The organism is Hymenobacter glacieicola, from assembly GCF_014640315.1.
Lineage (GTDB): Bacteria > Bacteroidota > Bacteroidia > Cytophagales > Hymenobacteraceae > Hymenobacter > Hymenobacter glacieicola.
Window position 1 is genome coordinate 180,453 of the sequence record NZ_BMGS01000001.1, and the last position, 24,180, is coordinate 204,632.

17 protein-coding genes and 1 riboswitch are annotated in these 24,180 nt (G+C 61.1%); of the genes, 7 read left to right on the forward strand and 10 right to left on the reverse strand.

Going from position 1 to position 24,180, the window contains the following annotated elements:
- Nucleotides 1-53 precede the first annotated feature (53 nt).
- From nusA to IEW18_RS00755, 3 genes are all read right to left on the reverse strand, one after another.
- On the reverse strand, nt 54-1,346 hold the full coding sequence (nusA, locus tag IEW18_RS00745) for a transcription termination factor NusA (protein ID WP_188555910.1): 1,293 nt from the start codon (nt 1,344-1,346) through the stop codon (nt 54-56).
- A 106-nt stretch (nt 1,347-1,452) separates the two neighbouring features.
- Entirely contained in the window at nt 1,453-1,926 is a 474-nt protein-coding gene (rimP, locus tag IEW18_RS00750) for a ribosome maturation factor RimP (RefSeq protein WP_188555911.1), read from the reverse strand.
- A gap of 116 nt (nt 1,927-2,042) precedes the next feature.
- A complete protein-coding gene (locus IEW18_RS00755) occupies nt 2,043-5,522 on the reverse strand; it encodes a DUF7948 domain-containing protein (protein WP_188555912.1) in 3,480 nt (1,159 codons plus the stop codon).
- 129 nt (nt 5,523-5,651) lie between these two features.
- Between IEW18_RS00755 and IEW18_RS00760 the strand changes: the two genes are divergently transcribed.
- The 3 genes from IEW18_RS00760 to IEW18_RS00770 all read left to right on the forward strand — a co-directional run bounded on the left by IEW18_RS00760 (nt 5,652) and on the right by IEW18_RS00770 (nt 9,791).
- Nucleotides 5,652-6,782: an endonuclease/exonuclease/phosphatase family protein gene (locus IEW18_RS00760; protein WP_188555913.1), complete on the forward strand. Its 1,131-nt coding sequence runs from the start codon at nt 5,652-5,654 to the stop codon at nt 6,780-6,782.
- A 240-nt stretch (nt 6,783-7,022) separates the two neighbouring features.
- Complete coding sequence (gene cysS / locus IEW18_RS00765; protein WP_188555914.1) at nt 7,023-8,582, forward strand: cysteine--tRNA ligase; 1,560 nt, start codon at nt 7,023-7,025, stop codon at nt 8,580-8,582.
- Nucleotides 8,583-8,771: 189 nt separating this feature from the next.
- Nucleotides 8,772-9,791 carry a M28 family peptidase gene (locus IEW18_RS00770; RefSeq protein WP_188555915.1) on the forward strand — a complete coding sequence of 340 codons (1,020 nt, stop codon included), beginning with the start codon at nt 8,772-8,774 and terminating at the stop codon, nt 9,789-9,791.
- Nucleotides 9,792-9,869: 78 nt separating this feature from the next.
- Here IEW18_RS00770 and IEW18_RS00775 read toward each other — a convergent pair whose 3' ends face one another.
- A complete protein-coding gene (locus tag IEW18_RS00775; protein WP_188555916.1) occupies nt 9,870-10,403 on the reverse strand; it encodes a GNAT family N-acetyltransferase in 534 nt (177 codons plus the stop codon).
- A gap of 12 nt (nt 10,404-10,415) precedes the next feature.
- Entirely contained in the window at nt 10,416-11,321 is a 906-nt protein-coding gene (locus IEW18_RS00780) for a S66 peptidase family protein (RefSeq protein WP_188555917.1), read from the reverse strand.
- Nucleotides 11,322-11,535: 214 nt separating this feature from the next.
- Between IEW18_RS00780 and IEW18_RS00785 the strand changes: the two genes are divergently transcribed.
- A complete protein-coding gene (locus IEW18_RS00785; protein ID WP_188555918.1) occupies nt 11,536-12,747 on the forward strand; it encodes an alpha/beta hydrolase in 1,212 nt (403 codons plus the stop codon).
- Nucleotides 12,748-13,144: 397 nt separating this feature from the next.
- On the opposite strand, the gene IEW18_RS00790 is transcribed toward IEW18_RS00785, so the two are convergent.
- The 4 genes from IEW18_RS00790 to IEW18_RS00805 form a co-directional block, all read right to left on the reverse strand.
- Nucleotides 13,145-14,419 (reverse strand): homoserine dehydrogenase, encoded by a 1,275-nt coding sequence (locus IEW18_RS00790; RefSeq protein WP_188555919.1) that lies wholly within the window; start codon nt 14,417-14,419, stop codon nt 13,145-13,147.
- Complete coding sequence (gene metX / locus IEW18_RS00795; protein WP_188555920.1) at nt 14,409-15,446, reverse strand: homoserine O-acetyltransferase MetX; 1,038 nt, start codon at nt 15,444-15,446, stop codon at nt 14,409-14,411. The genes IEW18_RS00790 and metX overlap by 11 nt, the downstream gene beginning before the upstream one ends.
- 371 nt (nt 15,447-15,817) lie before the next feature.
- Nucleotides 15,818-17,206: an O-acetylhomoserine aminocarboxypropyltransferase/cysteine synthase family protein gene (locus tag IEW18_RS00800; RefSeq protein ID WP_188555921.1), complete on the reverse strand. Its 1,389-nt coding sequence runs from the start codon at nt 17,204-17,206 to the stop codon at nt 15,818-15,820.
- Between the two features lie 378 nt (nt 17,207-17,584).
- A riboswitch (SAM riboswitch) is annotated at nt 17,585-17,696 on the reverse strand.
- Between the two features lie 363 nt (nt 17,697-18,059).
- A complete protein-coding gene (locus tag IEW18_RS00805) occupies nt 18,060-18,362 on the reverse strand; it encodes a LysM peptidoglycan-binding domain-containing protein (protein ID WP_188555922.1) in 303 nt (100 codons plus the stop codon).
- Nucleotides 18,363-18,581: 219 nt separating this feature from the next.
- On the opposite strand from IEW18_RS00805, the gene IEW18_RS00810 reads away from it, so the two are divergent.
- From IEW18_RS00810 to IEW18_RS21830, 3 genes are all read left to right on the forward strand, one after another.
- Nucleotides 18,582-18,998 carry a lipocalin family protein gene (locus tag IEW18_RS00810; protein ID WP_188555923.1) on the forward strand — a complete coding sequence of 139 codons (417 nt, stop codon included), beginning with the start codon at nt 18,582-18,584 and terminating at the stop codon, nt 18,996-18,998.
- Nucleotides 18,999-19,383: 385 nt separating this feature from the next.
- Nucleotides 19,384-22,143, forward strand: coding sequence for a choice-of-anchor Z repeating domain-containing protein (locus IEW18_RS00815; RefSeq protein ID WP_188555924.1), 2,760 nt, complete (start codon nt 19,384-19,386; stop codon nt 22,141-22,143).
- A gap of 347 nt (nt 22,144-22,490) precedes the next feature.
- On the forward strand, nt 22,491-22,916 hold the full coding sequence (locus tag IEW18_RS21830) for an erythromycin esterase family protein (protein ID WP_262891876.1): 426 nt from the start codon (nt 22,491-22,493) through the stop codon (nt 22,914-22,916).
- A 136-nt stretch (nt 22,917-23,052) separates the two neighbouring features.
- Here IEW18_RS21830 and IEW18_RS00825 read toward each other — a convergent pair whose 3' ends face one another.
- Nucleotides 23,053-24,138, reverse strand: a complete 1,086-nt coding sequence (locus tag IEW18_RS00825; RefSeq protein WP_188555926.1) for a lysylphosphatidylglycerol synthase transmembrane domain-containing protein — start codon at nt 24,136-24,138, stop codon at nt 23,053-23,055.
- Nucleotides 24,139-24,180: the final 42 nt, after the last annotated feature.

Here is a 24,180-nt window from a genome sequence, read left to right on the forward strand (position 1 = left end):
CAAACCACCCGGCTTGATTATTTAACCCCCTTGCCGTACCGGCCGCCGCGCACTCATTGCGCGCCGCCGGAATTTTGTGCTTCTTCCTCCTGGCTGTCGCTTTCGTTGTCCTCGAACTCGTTACGGATTACGCGGAAAAGCTCCTCAACAGTTTCCTCTTCCAGCTCCGTCCGACGAACGATGTCTTCCTTGCTGACTGCCAATACGGCGCGACCAGTGTCGAGGCCGATTTTCTTCAGCTCATCGAGAATCCAGCCTTCAATCTCATCCTGGAACTCGTCCAAGGCGATGTCTTCTTCAAAATCACCGGCATCCCGGAACACGTCGATTTCCATGCCCACGAGCCGCGAGGCCAGTTTGATGTTGGCGCCGCCGCGGCCAATGGCCAGTGATACCTGGTCTGGCTTTAAGAACACCGAAACCCGTCCAGTTTGTTCGTTGATTTTCATCGACGTCAACTTAGCTGGCGACAGGGCCCGGGCAATGTAGAGCTCCAGGTTGTCGGTGTAGTTGATGATGTCGATGTTTTCGTTTTCCAGTTCCCGCACTACGGCGTGAATACGGGAGCCTTTCATGCCTACGCAGGCACCTACGGGGTCAATCCGGTCGTCGTAGCTTTCTACGGCTACTTTGGCCCGCTCGCCCGGCTCCCGCACGATGTTCTTGATGGTGATAAGGCCATCGAAGATTTCGGGTACTTCCTGCTCCATCAAACGCTCCAGAAAAGCCGGTGCGGCCCGCGAGAGGATGATTTTGGGCGTGCCGTTCAGCACGTCCACGCGGTGTACCACGGCCCGGATGGTGTCGCCCTTGCGGTAGCGGTCCTTCGGAATTTGCTCGCCCTTAGGTAGCACCAGCTCGTTTTCGTCTTTGTCCAGGATGAGGGCTTCGCGGCCCCACACCTGGTACACTTCACCTACTACTACCTCGCCTACCTGATCTTTGTAGGCCTGGTAGAGGTTGTCACGCTCCAGGTCCTTCACGCGCTGAATCAGCGTTTGGCGGGCCATGAGCACGGCGCGGCGGCCGAAGTCTTCCAGCTTAATTTCCTCGGCTACCGATTCGCCTACCTCATAGTCGGGCTCGATCTTCTGGGCCTCGGCCAGCGGAATTTTGTCCAGGTCCCAGATATCCTCGGAGTTATCGTCCACGATTTCGCGGTTCCGATAGATTTCCAAGTCGCCTTTGTCCACGTTCAGGATGACGTCGAAGTTCGAGTCATCGTCGTACTTCTTGCGAATCATCGTGCGGAACACTTCCTCCAGGATGCTCATCATCGTGGGGCGGTCGATGTTCTTCGACCGGGCGAATTCGGCAAACGATTCAATCAGGACGTTGCTGTTCATACTGATGTTAATTGGGGGTTGTTAGCGGTTGGTTGTGAGTTGTGGGGTTGTCCAAAGGCAATGGCGGCCTGACAACTGACAACTGGTGACTGACAACTGCTCTTGCTTATTTAAACGAAATAACCACTTTCGCTTCCTGAATGCTGGCGAACGGCACCAAGGCGGCGGGGAGGGTTTTCTTTTTGCTTTTCTCTTTGACTACCTCCGCCAGCTGAATGCCTTCCGCTTCTACCGCCTCGAGGGTACCGGTTTTCTCGGTGCCGTCAGTGAGCTTGAGGCTAAGGCTGCGGCCCACGTGGCGGGTGTACTGGCGGGCGTCGCGCAGGGGCTGGTCGGCGCCGGGCGAAGTAACTTCCAGGGTGTAGCTGGCGTCTTCGCCGTACTCCTCATCTACGCGGCGGGCAAGGCGGCGGCTGATCTGAGCGCACTCATCAATGCCCACGCCCTGCTCCCCGTCGAGGGTGACGGTCACTTTGGGGCGAATGGCATCCGAGACGGTCAGGTCCACCACGAACAGGCTCCCATCGGTAGGCAGGCTGTCCTGCAGCATCTCCGACAGGCGGGCACGGTCAAGTTTCATAGGCGAGGCACCGGGTGATAAAAGAAAGAGGGGACTGTCCGTCCCCTCTGTCGTGTTGTAGTTTGCAGGTGCAAAGATAATACAATTCTAGGCTGAAAACAAGGCCTATCTGCCCCTTAGCGCTGAACCGTGACCCAGCCTTTTACGCTCCGGCCATCGGCGTCTTTCAGGTGGTAGTAGTAGGTGCCGTCGGGTAGATTGTCGGCGCGCCAGTCGTTGCGGTAGTTGTCGGTTTCGTAGAGCTTGGTTCCCCAGCGGCTAAACACCCGCAGGGTGGCCGGGCGGCAGCTAAAGCGCGGGATAAACGTCTCATTCTTGGTGTCGTGGTTGGGGGTAATGATGTTGGGTACGAACACGTCGCCGACGATTACCGGAACGAAGCTGGTTTCCACGGTGCAGTTGGCGTAGCGGGCCGTGAGCTTGACGGTGTAGGTGCCGGCCGCCGCGTACAGGTGGCTAGGCCTTTCTTCCCGGCTGATGGGGCTGCCGTCGCCAAAGTCCCACTCGTAGCTGCCGCCCGTCAGCACCGGCTCGAAGGTGTGGGTAAACGGCGCCAAGCCCGTGTACTGCGGGAAGCTAGTGCACTCCGGCACGCTAAGCGGAAAGTTGACGGTAGGCGAGGGAGCCAACACTACCTGCCGGGTAGCCGATGCCGAGCAGCCATTCTCCGTGACGGTATAGCGCAAGGTAAAGATGCCGCCGCGCAGCTTGGTATCGGGCGGGGTGAAGCGGCCGTCGGGCGTGACGCCGGGGCCGCTCCAGGTGCCGCCCGCGGGAGTAGCGCCCGTAAGAGTTAGCGTCTGGGTTTCGTAGGCGCACAAGGTCAGGTCGGGGCCGGCCGTCGGAGTGGGCAGTGGGTTTACCGTTATTACCCGGCTGGCCGTGCCGCAACCCAGGGAGTCGGAGTAGGAATAGGTGAGGGTGTGGGTGCCAGCGCCCGCCTGCTGGGGGTTGAACACGTTGCCGGCCAAGCCTCTGGTAGAGCTCCAGGTGCCTCCGGCGGGCGTGGCCTGCAGGGTAACGGCCGTTCCATTGGCGCACAACGCCGGCACTGGCGCAATGGCAATGGCTAACTCCGGGGTCACAATCATGCGCAGGGGGCGGGTGCTTTGGCAAACGCCGGTGGTCATGACGGTATATTGCAGCACATTGCGTCCTACCAGGGCCGCGGTGGGCTGAAACTGGTAGGAGCCGTTGGGCAGGCGCGTAACGCCGGGGCCGGTCCAGGTGCCGCCGGTCGGCTGCCCGCCCAGCGTTACCGGCCCATTGTTCACGCAGACGTAGCGGGTAGGGCCGGGGTCGGCAACGGTAATGCCGAAGTCAATTTTAAAGGCCGCGTTGTTGCAGTTGGTACTACCATTAACGGTGGAGAAGTAGTTGGCGCCGGGCGGCACCGGAAACGACTGGGTGCTCCGGCAGCTGCCGCACACAGCCTGGTACACCATGCCGCGCTTGTCGAAGCGGGAAGTGCCCCCGTCTACATGCTCGCCGGAGCCCCCGGTTTCACCATAGAACGTGGCGTATTCAATTGTGCGCAAGCCCGCCCCGAACTGCACCAGGTAGAAGTCGGAGCCGTCGGAGGTTCTTTGAATGGCATTAGCCGTTACCGGCAGCTGGGCCATGTAGGAGATGCCGAAGCTGCGGTTGGTGTTGCCGCCCCAGCCGCACACGTATACCCGCTCGCAGTCATCGACCAGAAAAGCCGTGGGCGACAAATCGTGCGCCTGCGGGCGGCCGCTGCCAAAGGCCGTAGAATAGAGGCCGGTTTTTAGGTCGGGAGTCAGCTTCTGAATGAACTGCTGGCCCCCGGCCACGCCGTACAGGCCGCTGGTCAGTGGGTACCGGCCCTGGGTTTGGCCCAGCACGTACACATTGTTACTACCGTCTAGCTGCACGAAGTAAGCCAGGTCGTTTTCGCTGGTGCCTAGCAGGGTAGCTGCCTGCAACGTATTAGCCGTAGCCGGAAAACGGGCCACGAAACCGTTGGTGCCGCCCGGATTAGCGGTTAAGAAGGCGCCGGTGGTAGTCGGAAAATTGGGGCTGGTGCTGCTGCCGGCCACGTACACCATGTGGTCGGTGCTGAGCTGGATGGAGCAGGCCGTTTCTACGGCCGAACCACCCAGCAGCGTGCTCCAGAGTACGGAGCTCAGGTTGGCGCTGAGCTTGGCAACGACGGCATCAGCGGCGCCCTGGCGGCCGTTTTGCGCGCCGCTGGTCACCGGAAAGTCGGCGCTTTGAGTGGTAGAAGCCAGGTACACGTTATTGGCGCCGTCCGTAATAATATCGCCCCGGAAAGCGTCGCCGTAGTTATTAACGATGCCCGGACTGAGGGTTAGCCCGTCGTTGCCGCTGCCGCCCAGGTACGTAGAGGCTACCAGCGCATTACCCTGGGAACTCAGAGTAGAGATGACCAGATCGGAGCCATTGGCGTAGCGCGTGACGCCGTTGATGCCGCTGCTGAGCGGGTCGACGGCCACGCCCCCGTTGAAGCTACGGTCGTAGGCGGTCTGCGAAACGGGATAGTTCGTGGAGCTGGTGCTTCCCAGAATAACCAGCTGGTCGCTGCCGTTTACCACCAGGCTGTGGGGCGCATCGGCCGCATCCCCACCCAGGTAGGTAGCGTACAGGCGGGCCGCGCTACCCTTTATCGTGGTGTTGTACTTGATGATGGCCATGTCCATGGCGGCCGCAAACGACTGGTCGAAGGCCCCCAGAGAAGTAGGGAAGCCGGGCCCGAATGCCACCCCGCCGGAGTACATGTTGCCCTGCGCGTCGTAGGTAGCCGTGAAGCCCCAGTTATCGGCTTTGGAACCCGTGTAGGAGGAGAAAACCACGGTTGGGTCAATAAGTAGCGGCTTGCGCGCATCATAGGAGCCCAGCCGGAAGCTTACCACGCCATTCTGCAGCTCGTAGTGGCAGCTCACCAGCTGGCGCTGGCCCCCGGGACCTTCCTGCCAGGCCTGCGGGGCTTGCTCCACAACGTCGCCCACGGAGGTATGAATGCGCAGCACTCCTTCGGTCAGCTCCACGCGCTCCGGGCCCTGGTAGCGCAGGCGAATACGGCTCGGCTTGGCCCCGGGCGCCACCATAAAGTCATACTCCAGCTGCTGGGTAGCGTTTTCGTAGAGCCGCACGCCAATGCCGGGGTACACCTCGGAGTACGTGGCCTGCCGAAACCCGGGCACCTGGCTGGCCCAGTGGCGAGGGTCGTTGCCGAGGTAGTAGTTGCGCACCTCCCCGGTGGGCTGACTGCCCCGAATAGCGGCGTTGCTGTTGCCGCCCTCAAACGTAACGGAGTAGGCGTGGCTGCGGAGCGTGGCCGTGGTGGGGCCTGGCGTGTGCTCGTGGGCCGCGCGGAGTGCCGCCGGGTCGGCGAGGGTGTAGGTAAAGCCCGTGGCGGTTAGGAACAGGCGGCCGGCGGGCAGCTCGGCCATGTAGCGGGCCCGGGCATCCCACTGCCCACGGTTTTCCACAAACTCCAGGCTGGGCTCCGGTACGGGCGAGGCAAACCGGGCCTTTGGTCCGGGCGGGACGGCCGCCTGGGTAGCGTGAAGGAATGTTAATAAGAAGATAATGAGGGTAGTAGATCGAAGCATCGGCAGGAAGTAGTAAGGAAAAGAAAGGTACGGAAAGCCACGCCAAAACCCATGCCGAAGCGAGTAGCGTCAGCTTGGGCGGAACTCCTACCTTTGCCCCTGATCCTGTTGCTTGGAAAAAGGTTGCCCGTGCGTCGTTCGTTTGCCTTCAAGTGTACCGTGTTGCTGATGCTGTGGGTGCTGGTAGCTATTGCCTGCGCTCAGATTCCGGCGTACACCTTCTGGCCGGCCATTTTCGGCGCCCTCACACTACCCGTTGCCCTGGCGCTCAACCTGCTGGCCGGCCTGTACTGGCTGGTGCGGCGCTGGCCGGTGGCTGCGTTGCCCCTGGGGCTGGCGGTACTTACCTGGCCTCATTTTCAGCGCGGGCTGGCGGTGCATCCGTTCCGGGTGGCCCCGGCGGCGGCCGCCCAAACCGGCCAAGTGGTAAAGGTGCTGTCGGCCAATGTGCGCATCTTTAACGTGTACCCGCAACTGCGCGACGCAGGTCTGCACTCCTCCCGGGAAATGGTACGCTGGGTGGCCGAAAACCCGGCCGATATCCTGTGCCTGCAGGAGTTCTACAACGAGCCGGTGGGCACCCGCTCCCAGGACGGCAATGTGTTTCACACGGTGGACAAAATCGGGCGACAGGCGGGGCGGCAGGCGTTTCTTTCCAAGACGGTTACCAACAGCGCCGGGGCCGAGTTTGGCATGGCCATTTTCAGCCGCTACCCCATTGTAAACAAAGGCACCATCAGCTTTGGCAAGCTGACCCAGAACCACGCCATGTGGGCCGACATCCGCTTGCCTTCTCACGACACCATCCGTGTGTACAGCTTCCATTTGCAGAGCATGAGCATGGAAGAGAAGGACATTGTGGACAGCTACTCCAGCAAGGCCGGCCTGAAGCAGAAAGGGGTAGGGCTGCTGCGGCGCTTTAAGCGCGGTGCCATTGCCCGGCATTGGCAGGTAGACACGCTGGTGCGCCGCTTCGAGCGATGCCGCTACCCCATGCTCCTCTGCGCCGACCTGAACGACGTGCCCTACAGCTACAGCTACGACCAGCTGGCCGACCACTTCCAGAACGCCTGGGCCAGCGTGGGCAACGGCGTAGGCAGCACCTACAACGGCCGCCTACCTTTCGTGCGCATCGACAACCAGTTTGCCAGCCCGCAGTGGACAGTGGATGATTACTGGGTGCACTACGAAATTCCGTACTCCGACCACTTTCCCAGTACTGCCACCTATCGGTTAGCCAAGCGCCAATCAGCGCAGTAGTTTTTATACCACAAACAGGTCGGTATAAACTACCCAGGGAACTTTATAAACTACCGCGCCGGCAGTTTGTACCGTTTGGGTGGTAGTTTGTACTTAGTTGCGGAAATAATTAGGCTGGAAGCAGCTATTTAGGATGGTTGCTTGTTAGTATGCGCCGTAGCCAGATACAGCCGTAACGCACGGGTTACAAAATCCCAGCAATCCGCTTACTCTGCAGAATCTGCGGTTACTTTTGCACTTATGCAGCCTACCCTCTCGCTCTACAACACGCTTACCCGCCGCAAATCCCCGTTTCAGCCCCTGCACGCGCCTTTTGTGGGCGTGTACCTCTGCGGTCCTACCGTTTACAGCGAGGCCCACGTAGGCAATGCCCGCGGCCCGGTGGTATTTGATGTGCTGACGCGCTACTTGCGCTACCTGGGCTACACCGTGCGCTACGTGCGCAACATTACCGACGTCGGTCACCTGGAAGGCGACGCCGACGAGGGCGAGGACAAAATCAGCAAGCGCGCCCGGGCCCAGCAGCTGGAGCCCATGCAAGTGGCCGAGCAATACACCAACCTCTACCAGGGGCACATGGAGGCCCTGGGCTGCCTGCCGCCCGACATCACGCCCCGGGCCAGCGGCCACATCATTGAGCAGATTGAGATGATTCAGCAGATCATCAACAACGGCTTCGGCTACGAGGTCAACGGCTCGGTGTACTTTGATGTGCCCGCGTACAACGCCGCCGGTCGCGGGTATGGCAAGCTCTCGAACCGGGTAGTGGAGGAACTGCTGGCTGGCTCCCGCGACAACCTCGCCGGCCAGGACGAAAAGCGCAGCCCCCTGGACTTCGCCCTCTGGAAGCGCGCCGATGAGCGCCACCTCATGCGCTGGCCCTCGCCCTTCGGGGAAGCGCCCGGCGAAGGATTTCCGGGCTGGCACCTGGAGTGCTCGGCCATGAGCCGCAAGTACCTCGGGGCTGAGTTCGACATTCACGGCGGCGGGCTGGATTTGATGTTCCCGCACCACGAGTGCGAAATTGCCCAGAGCCAGGCCTGCAACCACCCCACCAACGAGGCCCAGGTGTGGATGCACAACAACATGATTACGGTGAACGGGGCCAAAATGAGCAAGGCGGTGGGCAACTTCATCACCATGAGTCAGCTGTTTGAAGGCACCAACACCACGCTTAGCCAAGCGTACTCGCCCATGACGGTGCGCTTTTTCCTACTCCAGGCCCATTACCGCAGCACCGTCGATATTACCGACGAGGGGTTGCAGGCGGCGCGCAAGGGCTACCGCAAGCTCATGAACGGCCTGCGCCTGCTGGAAAAGCTGGTGCTGCCGGAAGGCGCCGAGCCCGCCGCTGATACCACGGCGGCCGACGCCGAGCTGCGCAAGCTCGCCCAGGACTGCTTTGCCGGCCTCAACGACGACCTGAACACGGCCCGTACCATTGCCAGCTTGTTTAATTTGCTGCGCAAGCTCAACGGCTACGCGGCCAACCTAGCTACCCTGGCGCAGGTAAGCAATGAAGCGCTAACCGAAGCCGTTACTACCTTCCGGACGCTGGTGCAAGACGTGCTGGGCCTGCGGGATGAGCCCCGCGCCAACGTGGAGGACCTGCTGGGCCTGACCCTGAATTTCTACGCCAACGCCAAGCAAAGCGCCGCCAAAGCCCGTGAGGAAGGCAACCCCGACGAGGCCACCAAGCACTACGGCGAAATCGACCGGATCCGCACGGCCCTCAAAGACCAGGGCATTGTGGTGAAAGACACGAAAGCCGGCGTAGATTGGGCCTACAGCGAAGAGTAAACCGACCCGGTTGAACGTCATGCCGAGGCGCAGCCGAAGCATCTCGCTCGAATCGTTAGGTAGTAACTCCAACGGCAGCCGAGCGAGATTCCTCGCGGGGCTCGGAAGAGCGGCTACCACCCCAGCTTCAGCACGCGAGATGCTTCGGCTGCGCCTCTGCATGACGTTCTTTCTACCTTGTACTTGTATATGAATCTGTCTCTCTCTCGTCTTGCGCCGGCTTCGCTGGTGGCCCTGTTGCTGCTCACCGCCTGTCCGGCCAAAAAAGATACTGCCGAAACCGAAAACAACGCGGCCAGCCAGCCGGCCCTACCCCAGGCCCCAGCTTTCAACCCCGATTCGGCCTACGCTTACACGGCCAAGCAGGTAGCCTTCGGGCCGCGGGTGCCCAACACCAAGGCCCACGTGCAAACCGGCGACTGGATTATCGGGCAGTTTAAGGCGGCGGGCCTGACGGTAAAGGAGCAGCCCTTTGAGGCCATGGCTTTCGATGGGAAGATGCTTAAGTCGCGCAATATCATTGCCCAGTATATGCCCCAGGCCCCGCGCCGCATTGCCATTTTCACCCACTGGGACACCCGCCCCTTCGCCGATAAAGACAAGGAGAAGAAAAACGCCCCGCTTGACGGCGCTTCCGACGGGGCCAGCGGGGTAGGCATTGCCTTGGAAATAGCCCGCGTGCTGTCCCAGCAAAAAGACGCGGCTGCGCCCGGCGTGGGCGTCGATTTCATTTTGTTTGACTCCGAAGATTACGGCTACGACGGCAGCACCCAGGGCGAGAAAAAGAATCTGCTGGGTCAGCAGGAAAGCTGGTGCCTGGGCTCCCAGCACTGGGCCAAGAACATGGTGCCGGCTAACTACAAGCCCAATTACGGCATCTTGCTAGACATGGTGGGCGCTAAAAACGGCCGCTTCAGCCGCGAAGACCTTAGCCGCCAACAGGCCCGCGACGTAGTGGATAAGGTCTGGAATACGGCCGCCCAGCTCGGCTACTCCGATTACTTCCTGTTCAGCGACAGTCCCGGCATCACCGACGACCACGTGTTCACCAACCAAGCCGGTGTGCGCACCATTGACATCATCGACTTCCTGCCCAGCGGCGAGTTTCAGCCCTACCACCATACTACCCAGGACAACATGAGCATCATCGACAAGCGGACGCTCAAGGCCGTGGGCCAAACTCTGCTAACGACCATTTACGCCGAGTAAGAAGTACGTGAACTCATGAAAAAAAGCCTGATAGCGCGAGCTGCCAGGCTTTTTTTCGTGAAGTACTGTCCTTATAGGCTAGGGTCGTTCCGGTAGCAACTTGTAGTATACTACCGTTGCTTCTAGGGCTCCGTTGCCTACGCGGGCGAAGGCCGGAATAGCGCCGGCCGCTACGTAGCCTAGCCCCTGATACAGCAGTTCCGACCCCGCGCCTTGCAGCGTGTCCAGTACCAGCGTGGTGCGGTGCTGCTGGCGGGCCAGCTCTTCCACGGCGTGCATGAGCTGGCGGCCGATGCCCCGCCGTTGGGCCCAGGTAGGAACCAGCAGCTTGGCTACCTCGGCGCGGTGCGTGGCGTTGGCCTTGGTGGCCAAGTGCAGTTGCACGGTGCCTACTAGCTCGCCGTTCTCCTCCTCCGCGACCAGCAGCAACACGTGCCCAGTCGGTAGTGCCGCCTCAATGCCGCGCCAGTATTCCCGGGCTTCGTCGGCTGCCAGGGGCGGCAGGAAGCCCACGGAAGCGCCGGAGTCAACGGCATCCTGGAGTAGCGCAACTAGGCCGTTGAGGTGTTGTGGAAACGTAGCAACTGTCAGGGGGCGGATGTTGATAGGCATGGCATGGATAGGTTACACGTATCCCAATCGGGCGCCGGCGGCCTCTACCGTCAGGCGGGCGGGGCGGCCGCAGATGAGGGCCATGTTCTGGGGCTCGTGACCCACCGGGAAGCCGTGCGCAATGGGGAAGCCGTACTTGCCGGCGTAGTGCTGAATGATTTCGTTGGGCGTTTGGCCGTAGGGCACGGTATTGTCCTGAGGGTTGGTGAAGTGGCCCACCAGTAAGCCGGCCAGGTGCCGAAGCTTGCCGGTGCGGTCCAGGTGCACCAGCATTCGGTCGATGGAATACAGGTACTCGTCAATGTCCTCCAGAAACAGAATTCGGCCCGCGGTGGGGCAGTCGGAGGCCGTGCCGGTGAGGGTTTGCAGCATGCTCAGGTTGCCCCCGATTAGCTCGCCGGTGGCCGTGCCCAGCTGGTTGAGCGGGTGGGCTGGAATGCTGTAGCGGATTTCCTCCCCGAACAGCGCCCGGCGCAGACTATCCAACGATTCTTCCCCGCCTTCCAGGTGAAACATCAGCGGCATCACGCCGTGAATGCTCTGGTGGCCCAGCTTCAACAGGTGGCAATTCAAAGTGGTAATATCCGAGAAGCCGGCTACCCATTTCGGGTCCTGGGCAAAGCGGGAAAAGTCGAGGCCATCAATGATGCGCGGGGTGCCGTAGCCGCCCCGGGCGCACAGAATGGCCCGGATGCTGGGGTCGTCGAGCTGCTGCTGGAAGTCCTGGCGGCGCACCTCATCCTCACCCCCGAACTGGTGGTGGGCCACGTTGGTGCTAGCGCCCAGCACGACCCGCAGCCCCCAGCTTTCCAGGGTAGCAATAGCCGCCGCCAGCTCCTGGTGGGACACTTTGCGAGCGGGGCAAACAATGGCAACCTGGTCGCCGGGACGAAGCGGAGCGGGGGCAGTAGTGGGCATACAACAAGTAAGGCAGAAGCCGCAAACCTAAGCAAACGGGCCGTAGCGCGAAACGGGAGCCGGGCCCCGCCGCGCGGCTCATGCCACCTACAGCGGTTATCAGGCCGATGCGTGAGTCGTGCCCAAACGGCTATAAAAACGCAACCTCAACGCGCGGCGCCCGTGGTCAGGGCGGTATCTTTGTGGTGGCTTGCGCCGAACGCGGCCCCAGCGTATGCGATTCTGCTTTCTTCTGATTTTTCTGCTCCTAACCGCGGTATCCGCTACTCTGCGCGCCCAGACAGCCCCCGATACTACCCACGGCCGCTACCACCGGCCGGTGTTTCGGCAGGTGCAGGTGCGCCGCAACGTGGAGTTTGCCCAAGCCACTACCCTCCTGGGCATGTCGCAAACCTTATACATGGACGTGTATGAGCCCGCCGGCGACACCGTGCGCCGCCGGCCCCTGGTGGTGCTGGCCCACGAGGGCGGCTTTCTGACCGGCACCCGCGACGATGCCGTGATGACCGCCCTCTGCAACCGGCTGGCGCGACTGGGCTACGTGGCTGCTACCATCGACTACCGTCTGTACTTCTTCCCGTTTGACACCGTGGGCATTGGGCGGGCTGCCATTCGAGCTACCCAGGATATGCGCGCGGCCGTGCGGTTTTTTCGGCACGATGCGGCTACCGCGAAGAAGTTTCGGGTGCATCCGGGCTACGTGTTTGTGGGTGGTTCCTCGGCCGGCGGCTTCATGGCCTTGCAAGCGGGCTACCTCAATAAAGCCGCCGAAGTACCCGCTTACCTCGATTTGAAAGCCTTGGGCGGCCTGGAAGGCAACGGCGGCCACGCTGGCTACAGCAGCCGGCCCCGCGGGGTAGTCAATTTGTGCGGAGCCCTGGCCCGCGCCACGTGGCTGGAAGCCGGCGACGTGCCCCTGTGCAGCGTGCACGGTACTCGCGACGGGCTCGTGCCGTACGGGCGCGGCACGGTCGGCTCGGCCCTGCCGCCCCAGCTGGTGTACGGCAGCGGGGCCCTGCGCCTGCGGGCCAACGCGGTAGGCGTACCAAATGTGCTGCGTCGGTTGCGCGGGGCGGGCCACGTGCCGTACTCGTTCGAGCCGACCTATATCGACTCGGCCTTCTTTGCCATGCGCGACTTCCTGCGGCCCTTGTTGGGGGTAGGAGCGCCCGGGCCGTTGCTGGCAGCAGCCCTGAGTCCGCGCCGGGTGGCCCAGGTTACGGCCCTGCTGCTGCCGCGGCGCATCGGACTACAGGGCTTGCCCACCCCCGCTGAAATAACCTGGCGACCCGACTTGCTGAAATCCACGCCCGACTCAACCCAACGCCCCGCCGAGCCAGCCCTGCCGCTGCCCGCCGCTGAAGCCGTCCCAACCCCCACACCTCCCGCGCCACCGCAGGGTAGCACTCCAAAGTCAGAGCGGTAAACAGTAGGAAAACCAAACCCCGGCCAAAGCTCAACACCGCCTGTCATTCCGAGCAGCGCGAGGAATCTGGGGTTAACATCCAAACGACGGGACGCTAAGTGTCGCGTCTCTACACTGGGCTGTAGTGAACAGTCGGGCGCATAAATTGCATCAGCTCGTCACGTAGAGCGCAGCGAAGCATCTCGCTTGAATCGTTGGGGTAGCATAGCAATGTCAGCACGCAAGATGCTTCGCCTCCGGCTCGGCATGACGGCCTCCGCGCCAACTGGTAACAGCTCCTGAACGATGGGCGATGAACGTCTCCGCACAACCTCAGCAACGGCGAGACGCCAACCAAAGGTCAGCGTAGCTACGGGTCGCGTTTCTTCACCACGCAACGTCAGCACGAGGCTGTGGCTTAGGCTGAAACTTCCTCGGCCAGTTCTGTGCCGACGCTGATGGGGCGGAGGCGGCCGGTGCGGACGATGAAGGCGCCGTACTTGCGCAGAGTGTCGCGGTGGCGAATAAGGTTTTCCAGGGCCACATAGCCGACTACGTATTCGTCTTCGTCGGCTTCCTCGGAAATCTCGCTGAAATCGAGCAGGTCGATGATGCGGTCCTCGTCGGTGCGCAGGTAGATTTCCACTTCCAGGTCGGAGGCGTAGGTAGGAGCCGCAGCGGCTTTGGCGTACTGGTAGGCAAAGCCCTGGCGCAGAGCCGCCAAGTCGGCGAGGACGGCCGAGCCGGTGGGGTGGCCGCCGGCGCCGCGCCCGCGCAGGAACTGCTCGCCGGCGAAATCGGCCTCAATGACTACGCCGTTAAATTCCTGATCCACGGTGTAGAGCGGCGACTCCGGGCCGATAAGCTGGGGCGTCACGAGCACCGTCACGCGGCCGTCGGGTAGGCGCTGGAGGCCGGCCACTACCTTTATTTTCTGGCCCTGGCTGGCGGCAAACGCAATATCTACGGCGCCGATTCCTTCAATGCCCAGATTGAGCACCTGCTCCGGTTGCAGAAACGCCCCGTAAGCGTGGGCGGCCAGCAGCACGGCCTTGGAACGCGGATCAAACGCGCCCATGTCGAGGGTAGGGTCGGTTTCCGCGAAGCCCAAGGTCTGCGCCTCGGCCAGGGCCGGGGAATAGTCGGAGCCGTCCTCGCCCATGCGCGTGAGCACGTAGTTGGAGGAGCCGTTGAGAATGCCCGTGAGGCGGCGCAGCGGCTCGGTGCTAAAGTACGCGTCCAGGGTGCGGATAACTGGGATGCTGCCGCACACGGCGGCCTCGTATAATAAGGTGCCTCGGCCTTCGCGCTGCAACCGGATAAGCTCGGGCAGGTGACGGGCCAGCATGGCTTTGTTGGCCGTTACCACCCGGCGGCCCCGGCGCAGGGCCTCGGCTACCAGCTGAAAAGCCACCTCGGCATCGTCAATTACTTCCACCAGCACATCCAGGGTGTCATCCTCCAGCACGGCTTGCGGGTCGTACTCAAACCGCTCGGCGGGCAGGGGCCGGGCCTTACCGGGCGTTTTGACCACAATGCGCGCTATGCTGAAACCGGCCGCCGGCTGCTGGCTCAGAATATCGAACAGGCCCTGGCCCACGCATCCGAACCCAATCAGGCCAATTCGCCAGGGCTGGGCGGTAGAAGCAGACAAAGAAGCCGCAGGAGCGGAAAAGGCAGCGTTAGTGGACATAGCTCTGGACGTAGAATCGTTCGAGGAAATGGGTAATCTGGGCGGTTTCAATCAGGAAGCCATCGTGGCCGTAGTGCGAGTCCATTTCGGCGTACCTGGCCCCGCGAATGTGACGCGCCAGCAACTGCTGCTCCTGGGGCGGAAACAGCACATCGGAGCTAATGCCCACCACCAGCGTGCGGGCCCGGATGCGGCCCAGCGCCGCCGCAATGCCGCCACGCCGCCGGCCCACGTGGTGGCTGTCCATGGCCCGCGAAAGGGTCACGTAACTGTATGCATTAAAGCGAGCCACGAGCTTGTCGCCCTGGTAGCGCTGGTAGGAGCTGGCCAGGTAGTCGTCGAGCTTGCTCTCGTCGGGGTCCGTTTGGGTGCGGTCGTAGGCGTCGGGGCTGCGGTAGCTGAGCAGGGCCACGGCGCGGGCCGCGCGTAGGCCCGCCGCGCCACCTGCGGGCGTAGCCGTTTCGTAAGTGGGGTCGGCGAAAATGGCCAGGCGCTGCGCTTCATTGAAGGCAATGCCCCAGGCCGAGTGCCGGGCGCTGGTAGCCAGCAGCACCAGATGCTCGAACAGCTCCGGCCGCTGCACGGCCCACTCCACGGCCTGCTGCCCCCCCAAGGAGCCACCAATGAGGGTGTGAACAGACGTTAGGGCCAGGTGTTCCCGCAGGGCCTCGTGCGCGGCCACCATATCCCGAATGGTCAGGAGCGGAAAGTGCTGGTAGGCTGCGTGTTCCGTCAGCGGATCGGGGGTAAGCGGGCCGGTGCTGCCGTAGCAGGAGCCCAGCACGTTGGCGCACACAATAAACCAGTCGGCGGGGTCAAAATGACAGCCGGCGCCAAACAGGCCGGGCCACCAGCTCAGCACGTCGGCGTTGGCCGTAAGGGCGTGGCACACCCACACCACGTTGTCGCGGGCGGCGTTGAGGCGGCCGTAGGTATGGTAGGTAACCTCCACCCGGGGTAGGGTGGTACCGCTTTCCAGCCGCAGGGGCCGGGGCAAACGGAACAGGTGTGGTTCAGACGCAGACATGAGAAAAGAAGCGCGGGCCAAAGAAAAGCGAAGCCAGAAGCTGCTTCGGGAGGCGTTGCCAGTGGCCGCGCCACGGCAACAAGGGTCGTTCAACGAGGCGCGCAGGCAGAGGCCCAGACAGCACCTTTTTCAGGCTTTCGATGAAGTTGTGTAGCAATTGCGCGAAGGCAAACTGCGCGTTACAGGCAGTATCCTGGCCCGAAGGCGGAGCCGATCCTGCCCGGCTCCGCCCCGGCCAGGTGCGGGCGGCGTATGTTCCGATGGTTCCTCTCTCACAAAAAACGTCGGCGCCGGCCCGCTCACCGCGTGGCTGGAAGCTGCGGCCCGGCGGCTCTCTCACCTGCCGCCGGACATCAACCCCTCTCTAGGTGCTAGACTTCCAGCGTGGCGGCGTGTTCGGGTTCTGGCTCGGGCAGCAGGGTGCTGCCGGCCGCGTCGGCGGGCTGGGCTGCCACGTTCCGTACGGCCTCAAAAGCCTGGGCTAAATCGGCGCGAATGTCTTCAAAGTGCTCAATGCCCACGGAGAGGCGCAGCAGGGTCGGCGATACGCCAGCAGCGCGCTGCTCCTCTTCGGAAAGCTGCTGGTGGGTAGTAGCCGAGGGCTGAATGATGAGCGTTTTGGCGTCGCCCACGTTGGCTAGGTGGCTGACCAGCTTCAGGTTATCAATAAACTGCGTGGCCGTTTCCTTGGAACCTTTGATGGCGAAAGTGAGCACCCCGCCGTAGCCGCGCTTCAGGTATTTCTGGGCCAGGGCGTGGTAGGGGCTGCTCTTCAGACCGGGGTAGTTCACGGCCTCTACCTGCGGATGCTGTTCCAGCCACGTAGCCACGCGCAGGGCGTTTTCCACGGTGCGGTCTACGCGCAGACTCAGCGTTTCCAGGCCCTGAATCAGCTGCCAGGAGTTGAACGGGCTCTGCGAGGGGCCGAAGTCGCGCAGGCCTTCTACCCGGGCCCGAATGATGAAGGCAATGTTGCCGAACGGCCCGCCCTTGCCGAAAACGTCGTTGAACACCAGCCCGTGGTAGCCCTCGGAAGGCTCCGTGAACTGCGGGAACTTGCCGTTGCCGAAGTCATATTTGCCGCCGTCCACAATCACGCCGCCAATGCTGGTGCCGTGGCCCCCAATCCACTTCGTGGCCGATTCTACCACGATGTGGGCGCCGTGCTCCAGGGGCCGGAACAGGTAGCCGCCCGCGCCGAAGGTGTTGTCCACAATCAGGGGTAGGTCGTGCTTGGCGGCAATGGCGGCAATGCGCTCAAAGTCTGGAATGCTAAAGCTCGGGTTACCAATGGTTTCCAGGTAAATGGCCTTGGTGTTTTCGTTTATCAGGGCCTCAAATTTCTCGGGCTGGTCGCCGTCGGCAAAGCGCACCTCAATGCCCAGGCGCTTAAACGCTACCTTAAACTGGTTGTAGGTACCGCCATACAAGTGCGTGGTGCTCACGAAATTGTCGCCGGCCTGCAAAATGTTGTTCAGGGCAATGAACTGCGCCGCCTGGCCCGAGGAAACCGCCAGGGCCGCTACGCCGCCTTCCAGGGCCGCCACGCGCTGCTCGAACACGTCGGTGGTGGGGTTCATCAGGCGGGTGTAGATATTACCGAACTCCTTCAGGGCAAACAGGTTGGCGCCGTGCTCGGCATTCTTGAACACGTAGCTGGTAGTCTGGTAGAGCGGCACGGCGCGGGAGCCGGTTACCGGGTCGGGCTGCTGGCCGGCGTGGAGCTGAAGGGTCTCGAAGTGGAGGTTCTGCGTGGACATGGCAAGGCTGGGTTAAAGGCCGTTAGGACAGGAAATGAGGGAGCAAAAACGCGAAGGGAAGCCACAACGAGGCGCAGCAGGGGCCACACCGGAACCAGCCAGAAAGTGCCTCTGAAGCTGATAGAAGATGCGAGCGGGCCATGGCGGGTGCCTCTGTAGGACACCGCGGAATCAGGCCAAGAAAGGAAGGGGGTTACCTAGCCGCTGAAAAGGCTAGCAACAGCAACAACACGCGCTACAGCAGCGCATTCGCATTCGCCGGGAAGCCGGAGCAGCTACCGAAACACGGAAACCCCACGGCCTGGTAGGGCGCAGCAAGGCGACCAGGGTAGCGGGGCGGGAAGAGGCGAAAGCGAGTGTGTTTTCCATGGTACTCCTGAGTTATATGCCCCGCCAGCACAGCTGGTCGGGCAGGAATTGGCACCTTTCGCGCGGTCGAAGGTTGCCAGCGGGTCAGGGAGCCTGTTCTCTCGCCGCTTCTGTATAAATCTTATGAAAACTACCCCGCCGCGAGCGGGGGAGTACCGGGTTGGTGTTGCAAAGGTATAGCAACGGTTTTGATATATGCAATAGGGTAGTCGGATTTTTTATTGCAGTAGCTTACCACAGACACGTACAGTCGTTGAAGTTGGTGTGGCAGTTTAAGCTGCAGATTATCAAGGGTAACGGAAATATTGTTGTATAGCTTTAGGCCCGTCGAAGAAGCTGAAGCTCATCTAGGTAACCGCATAATTTGGTAAATGACCACCCGGAAGCGCAATTCTTCTCGTGCGTAAAAGCCCGAATAAGGCATAAAAAAAGCCACTCACTATTGAGTGGCTTTTTAGGATAATTCTTAGTTATAGAATTATGCTTAAATCTTGGGTAAGGTTAACACTTGGCCTACTTCGATGTGGTCAGGGTTCGAGCCAATGATTGCCTTGTTTGCATCGTAAATCTGATGCCACTTAGACGCGTCACCGTAGTGATTCTTGGCAATTTTAGAAAGCGAATCACCGCTTACTACTGTGTATTTGTCAGCCTGAGCCGCAGCTGGTTGGGCAGCGGGCTGGTTGGCGTTGCCGAAGAAGTCGGTGGCGCCGCCAGCGGCAGGTTTAGGAGCAGGTGCAACGGGCTTTTTTTCGCCGTCGTTGGAAAGGAAATCAAACAGTCCCATAGTGGTAAAGGCAAGTAAATGTGGAAGAAACGACCGACTTGCAGGGTGGAAAGAGGGCGTCGGTTTTGGCTCTTACGCCAAGGCCGACAATAAGTTGTACCCAGCTCATTTCCTTACCCCTGGGCTGAACATCTTGCGGAATTGCCCCGTAAGAAGCGCAACATCAAGCGTCCTGCTTGGTGATATTTCTCTCTCTCATTTACCTTATCTCCCTGCCCCATGAAAACTCATTTCGCTCCCCTGCGCTACCTGGCTAGCCTGCTCATGTTACTGGTACTATTCACGGCTTCCTGCGGCAGCAAGGAAGGCAAAGTGGAAGGCGTGAACATGCTGTACGGCACCGAAAGCAAAGTCTGGAAAACCGACAAAGAGCTTAGCGCCGCCGGCGACAAAGTGAAGCAGACGGATGCCCAGGAAGACGAGCGCATCACCTTCTTCGCCAACAAGCAGTACAACATGACTTCCCCTGCTGGCGCGGTTAATGGCAAATACGAGTTCGACCAAGCCGGTAAGAAAATCACGATGACGCCTGACGGTGCCGCCCAGAGCAACACCTTCGACGTAGTGACCCTTACCGACGACAAGCTAACGCTCCGTAGCCCCAAAGGTGCTGAGCTGCGCCTCGAAAAAGAATAAGCCCGGTAGCCTTTTCGCTTTACATCAAAAAAGCCTCTCTGTTGAAAGCAGAGAGGCTTTTTCGTTTCTGTTTAACAGTATCCGAGGCCAAGCCTGGTTGTTTTTGGGATATGCTGGGGGCAAAGGATTTCCTGATAAATCTTAATCAGGTGGTTTGAAAGTATGGTGTTGTATATATTTGGTTAAACTTTGAAAAAGTAAAGGAAATATTAAGTAGCTAATAGTTACAAGAATGGGATTTAGGATTTTAACGAAGCGTATTAATTTGTTTATCAGCTGTGTTGGTTTGTGTCTGCTACCGAAGATAGCTCAGAGCCAGACAACTAGCACCCTTGCTAGCTTCGATTTCAATTCAGGCGCCAGATACGACGCGCTTACCCCCGTTGTGGCTGGGGGCATTACGGCCGCAGCTTCCTCTACTGAGCCATTTGCCACCGGCCCCGGCACAGCCACGGGCACCAACGCCTTTACGGCCGCCCCCAGCGGTCCGGCATTGTCGATGGGTAATTCCAGCGGCACCAATAGCAGGTACTTCCAGTTTACGCTAAGCGGTAGCGGCTTGAGCAACTACTACGGCTATAAACTGTACCTGCAGCCCTACCGCTCTAGCACCGGCGCAACTACCCTAACGGTGGCCTACAGCACCGATGGTGCCACCACCTTCACGAACTTCCCAACCACGCTCACCGTGCCGGAAGCAAGCTTTGCGGAACGGACGCTTGATTTATCCGGAGTAACCGACCTCGATTACAAGGCTACGCTGGTGCTGCGGGTGCTGGTCAGCGGGGCTACCTCGGGCAGTGGCACCTTCCGCCTCGACAACTTTCAGGTGCAGGCTACCTCCGCCCTAAATCCCACGCCGGTTCTGACCAGCCTCAGTCCGGGCAGTATTGCGGCGGGTAGCAACGGGTTTAGCCTTACCGTTACGGGTAGCGGCTTCAGCAGCGGGAGTACGGTCCGCTTTAATGGCGTTGAGCGGGCTACTACCTTCATCAGCCCCACCCAACTGACGGCCGTTATTCCCGCTTCTGAGGTGGAGGTAGCCGGCACTTACCCCGTAACGGTGGTGAGCCCAGGACCCGGCGGGGGCACTTCCGGCAGCAGTAGCTTCATTGTTACGCCCGTAGTCCGCTGGGATGGAGGGGCCGGGACTAGCAGCTGGTTTGATAGGGCCAACTGGGACTCTGATGCGGTACCAACCACCAACGATGAGGTGCTGCTGGACCACAACAAGGTTACGGGCCGCTACACCGTAGTACTGGATGCGGGCGGGGCCGTTGCTCCCACCTCTACGCCCACCGCTGAAGTTCGTTCCCTGACCATAAATCCGGCCGCTGGCGACTCTATTCTGCTGGAAGTTTCGGCGTTAAATACCAGTTCCGTGCCCCTGCGCCTGACTCGTAGCAGCGCCACGGAAACGGCCCTTGCCATTTATAATAAGGGCGTCGTAACGAACATGAGCGACGTTGGCGTACTTGACATTCCGGGTGCGGCTCCTAGCTTCTACCTCTACAACGGCGGGACCTACCGCCACTACACCGACCGGCCGCATGTGGGCCTGCTGGAAAACCTGGCGGCTGTGGCGGGCACGGAAGCCGGAACCTGGGAGTTTCGGCCCAAAACTCAGCCTAGCAACACGCCCTCAATTGCGAATCGGACCTACCCTAACCTCGTTTTTCGCAACCGAATCGGCCAGAGTTTTACCAACTTCACGGGTAGCGGCGCTAACCCCCTGACGGTGCGCGGCAACCTGATTGTTGGGCCCGGCGCGGTGTTTACGGCCTCTACTACCAGCGAAATTCGGGTGGCCGGCGACATCGTAGTGCAGGGGGCTTTTCGCTTTGCCCCTCAAACCACCGGGACCAGCACGGTGCGAATGGTGCTGAATGGGAGCCGACCGCAACGCATCAGCGGCGTGGCCTGGGGTGCGGCACCCAGCGGCAGCCCAGCCGGTACTTACCTGGCCGCCGATGTGCCCTTGCAGCTCAATAACACTAGCCCGGAGGGCGTGACGCTGGCTACTCCCGTTACGGTGAACAACGTGCTGCAACTCACGGCAGGGCGGTTGAATACGGATGCCGTGAACATACTGACGCTGCTTAACAACCCCGCCGGCGGCTCCGAGAACAGCTTCGTAAACGGCCCCGTTGCCCGCCCGGCTAGTGGCGCGGCTACCCTGATCTTCCCACTGGGACGCATTGATGCCCAGGGCGCAGCTTACCGCCCGCTGACCTTAACCATCAGTAGCCTGAGCCGCGCTACCACGTTTACGGCAACCCAAACTGAGGGCGGCTTTGCCACAAAAGACCTGACCGGTGACCTGCGCCGCCTGAATGCCACCCGCTACTTTGCCGTGTCGCCCACGCCCGCCCTCACCAGCACCGATACCTTCGCGGGCACCATCACTCTCAGCTTCGGGCCCGATGACCAGGTAACGGACCCCACCGCCAGTACGCTGGTAGTGGCCAAAAACGACGGCAACGGGTGGGTAAACAGTGGGCGGAGCAGTAGTACGGGCAGCCCCAGCAACGGCGCGAGTGTGACTGGCACCCTAACCTCGGGTCCGCTCACGTCCTTGGGCTTGTTCACGCTGGCCAGCACCAGCCCCGACGCTACCCCTAACCCCTTGCCCGTAACGCTGCTACACTTCCGGGCCGAGCGTCGGCGGGAAAGCGTGCGCCTAGCCTGGGGTACCGCCACTGAGCTGAACAACGCCCGGTTTGAAGTGCAGCGCAGCCTCGATGGGCGGGAGTTTGTTCCGGTGGCCAGCATGGCGGGGCGGGGCACCAGCACGGCCTCCCACGCCTACACCTGGCTTGATGCCACCCCGCCCGCCGGGCAGCTGTACTACCGTTTGCGTCAGGTAGACGCCGATGGTAACGCCTACTGGTCGCCGGTGGTAGTGGTGCGGGCCAGCGGCGCGGTTGCCGCCTACCCCAACCCAGTGCAGGAGCAGCTGACAATTCAGGCGCCGGCCAGCGTACGGTACCGCATCCTCAATTCACTGGGCCAAGTGCAGATAAATGGGCAAACCGCACCGAGCGGCGCTACCTACCTGGATGTGCGGCCGCTGAAACCGGGCTTGTACTACCTGCAGGTGGATGGGGGAGAAAAGATGGAAAATGCTACCTTCTATAAGCAGTAGCTAAATAAGGCGGTGTTGGGGATTAGAGAATACAGATTATTCTATGTAAGTCATTCTGTGTAGCTTGGGCTGCAGTTTTCTTTTTGCTATTTCTTGATAATAAGTATACCTCGTGTTGTGGGCAGCGTCCTGCTGTGCATTGTGTTAGCCGCCCGCCTGTGGGCGCAGTCGGGGCGCTAAGGGTTCACCCCATCCGCAGCATCAGCCCCGCCGATACCGCTTTTCAGGATCTGGAGTTTCTGCGGCGGGAAATTGGCGGCGCGCGGGTAGTCGTGCGACTACCTCGACGAGTGCCTTAGCATCATGGGGGAGCACAATATTTTTCCGCCTTCCCACCAGTTAATGATATGTGGTATGCAGCTCAGCAGGGCCCGCAAGCTGCTGATGAAAGCCGCTGCCGGCTCCGATGCCAAACGGCAGGGGCGGGCGGGGTTCTGGCTCCAGCAGCTGCGCAGCTTACAGGCCCTGGCCCACGACCACGCTACCAACGACCCGGCCGTGAAAGACTCCGCCGAGTTCAGCGCCGCCGACAGCAACCCCGCGACGCCCAAATGGCCGACAACCTGCTGTGGTATCTGCGCCAGCACCCCCAGGGAAAGGCTATCTGCTGGGGCGCGCTGCCCCACCTGGCAAACACAGTCGAGTTCTTGGCTGATGCCGAGCTCAAAGACTACCACCCCATGGGTCGCACCGTGAAAGCGGCTCTGGGCCCCCATGCGGTGTACGTGCTCGGGACGATAAGTGGGGGCGGTGAGTATGCCTCCGGGGTCTAGGAAAAGCACACGCCGGTGCCGACCCCGTCCTCCGGAAGCCTGGAGGCGCAGCTGCTAACCCGGGTCTGGAGTACAGTTTTGTAAGCTTGAAGCCAGCGCCCAGCCCTGGCTGGTCCTGCGCCTACGCTGCCACCTACTACGAAGCCATGACTTCTACCGCCTTGCGCTTGCCGAAGATGCGGGTAATCCAGCGGGGTAGGAAAATGGCGCCCAGCACCAGGTAGAGGTAGTAGGTAAGGATGCGGTAAAGCAGCACCATGAAGTTGGTCATGGTGGGCGTACCGATAAATTTGCCGAAGAAGGTAGGGAAGGCGCCCTCCGCAATGCCCGCGCCGCCCGGCGTTATGGCAATCAGCAGGATAACCTTGTAAGTAAGGTTGCGGCCAAAAATCAGCCAGAAATCCGGCCAGGTGATGTCAATGAAGGCCGCAATCAGGCAGCCGATAACCAGGTAGCGGGCCGTCCAGACGAAGGCCGTGCTCAGGGCCGCCCGCAGCCAGTAGCCCCAGCCGTTGCCCCGCAGCTGGGCCGACGCCAGCACCAGCTCGTTGCCCATCTTGTAGGCCTTGTTGCGGAACCGGCGCAGCCCGCGCAGGGAAAACAGCCGCACCAGTAGCCGCTTCACCGACTGCGGATTAATGAAAATGGCGTACAGCATGAGCAGCGCGTACACCGTCACGAACACGTAGCTGGCAATAAAGCCGATGCGCAGTGTGGCGACCAGTCCGCCCTGCAACGCCTCGTGCGGGTACAGCGCGTCGCCCCCAATTAGTACCACCAGGGGCACGGCCAGCACGTAGTACAGGTTGTCGAGCATGGCCGTGGCCATAATATAAGCCACCGACTTACCCAGCGGAATGCCTTCTTTGTGCAGCAGCACCGGGGCCACGGCCGTGCCGCCCACCGCCGACGGTAGCACGCACGAGGAAAACTCCCAAATCATAATAACATCCAGGGCTGCGCGCCAGCTCAGCACTTTCTCGGTGAGGTAGCGGATGCGGTACACGTAGCCGGCGTCGCGGGCCACCAGTATTACCAGCATCAGGAGCAGCCAGGCGGGCTTGGCGTTGGCCAGCGGGGCCAGGTCGCCGGGCTGGTAGCTGCGCCAGAACATAAAGCCCACTACGCTCAACCCAATCAGCACCGGCAGAATGATGCGCGAGGGGCGAAGCTTGTCCAGCAGCTGCTGTTCCTCGTTCTGCGGTTCGGTGAGCTGGGGCATGAGGCTAAGGTGGGGTGGGTAAACAAAGGTAAGAGTTGCCCG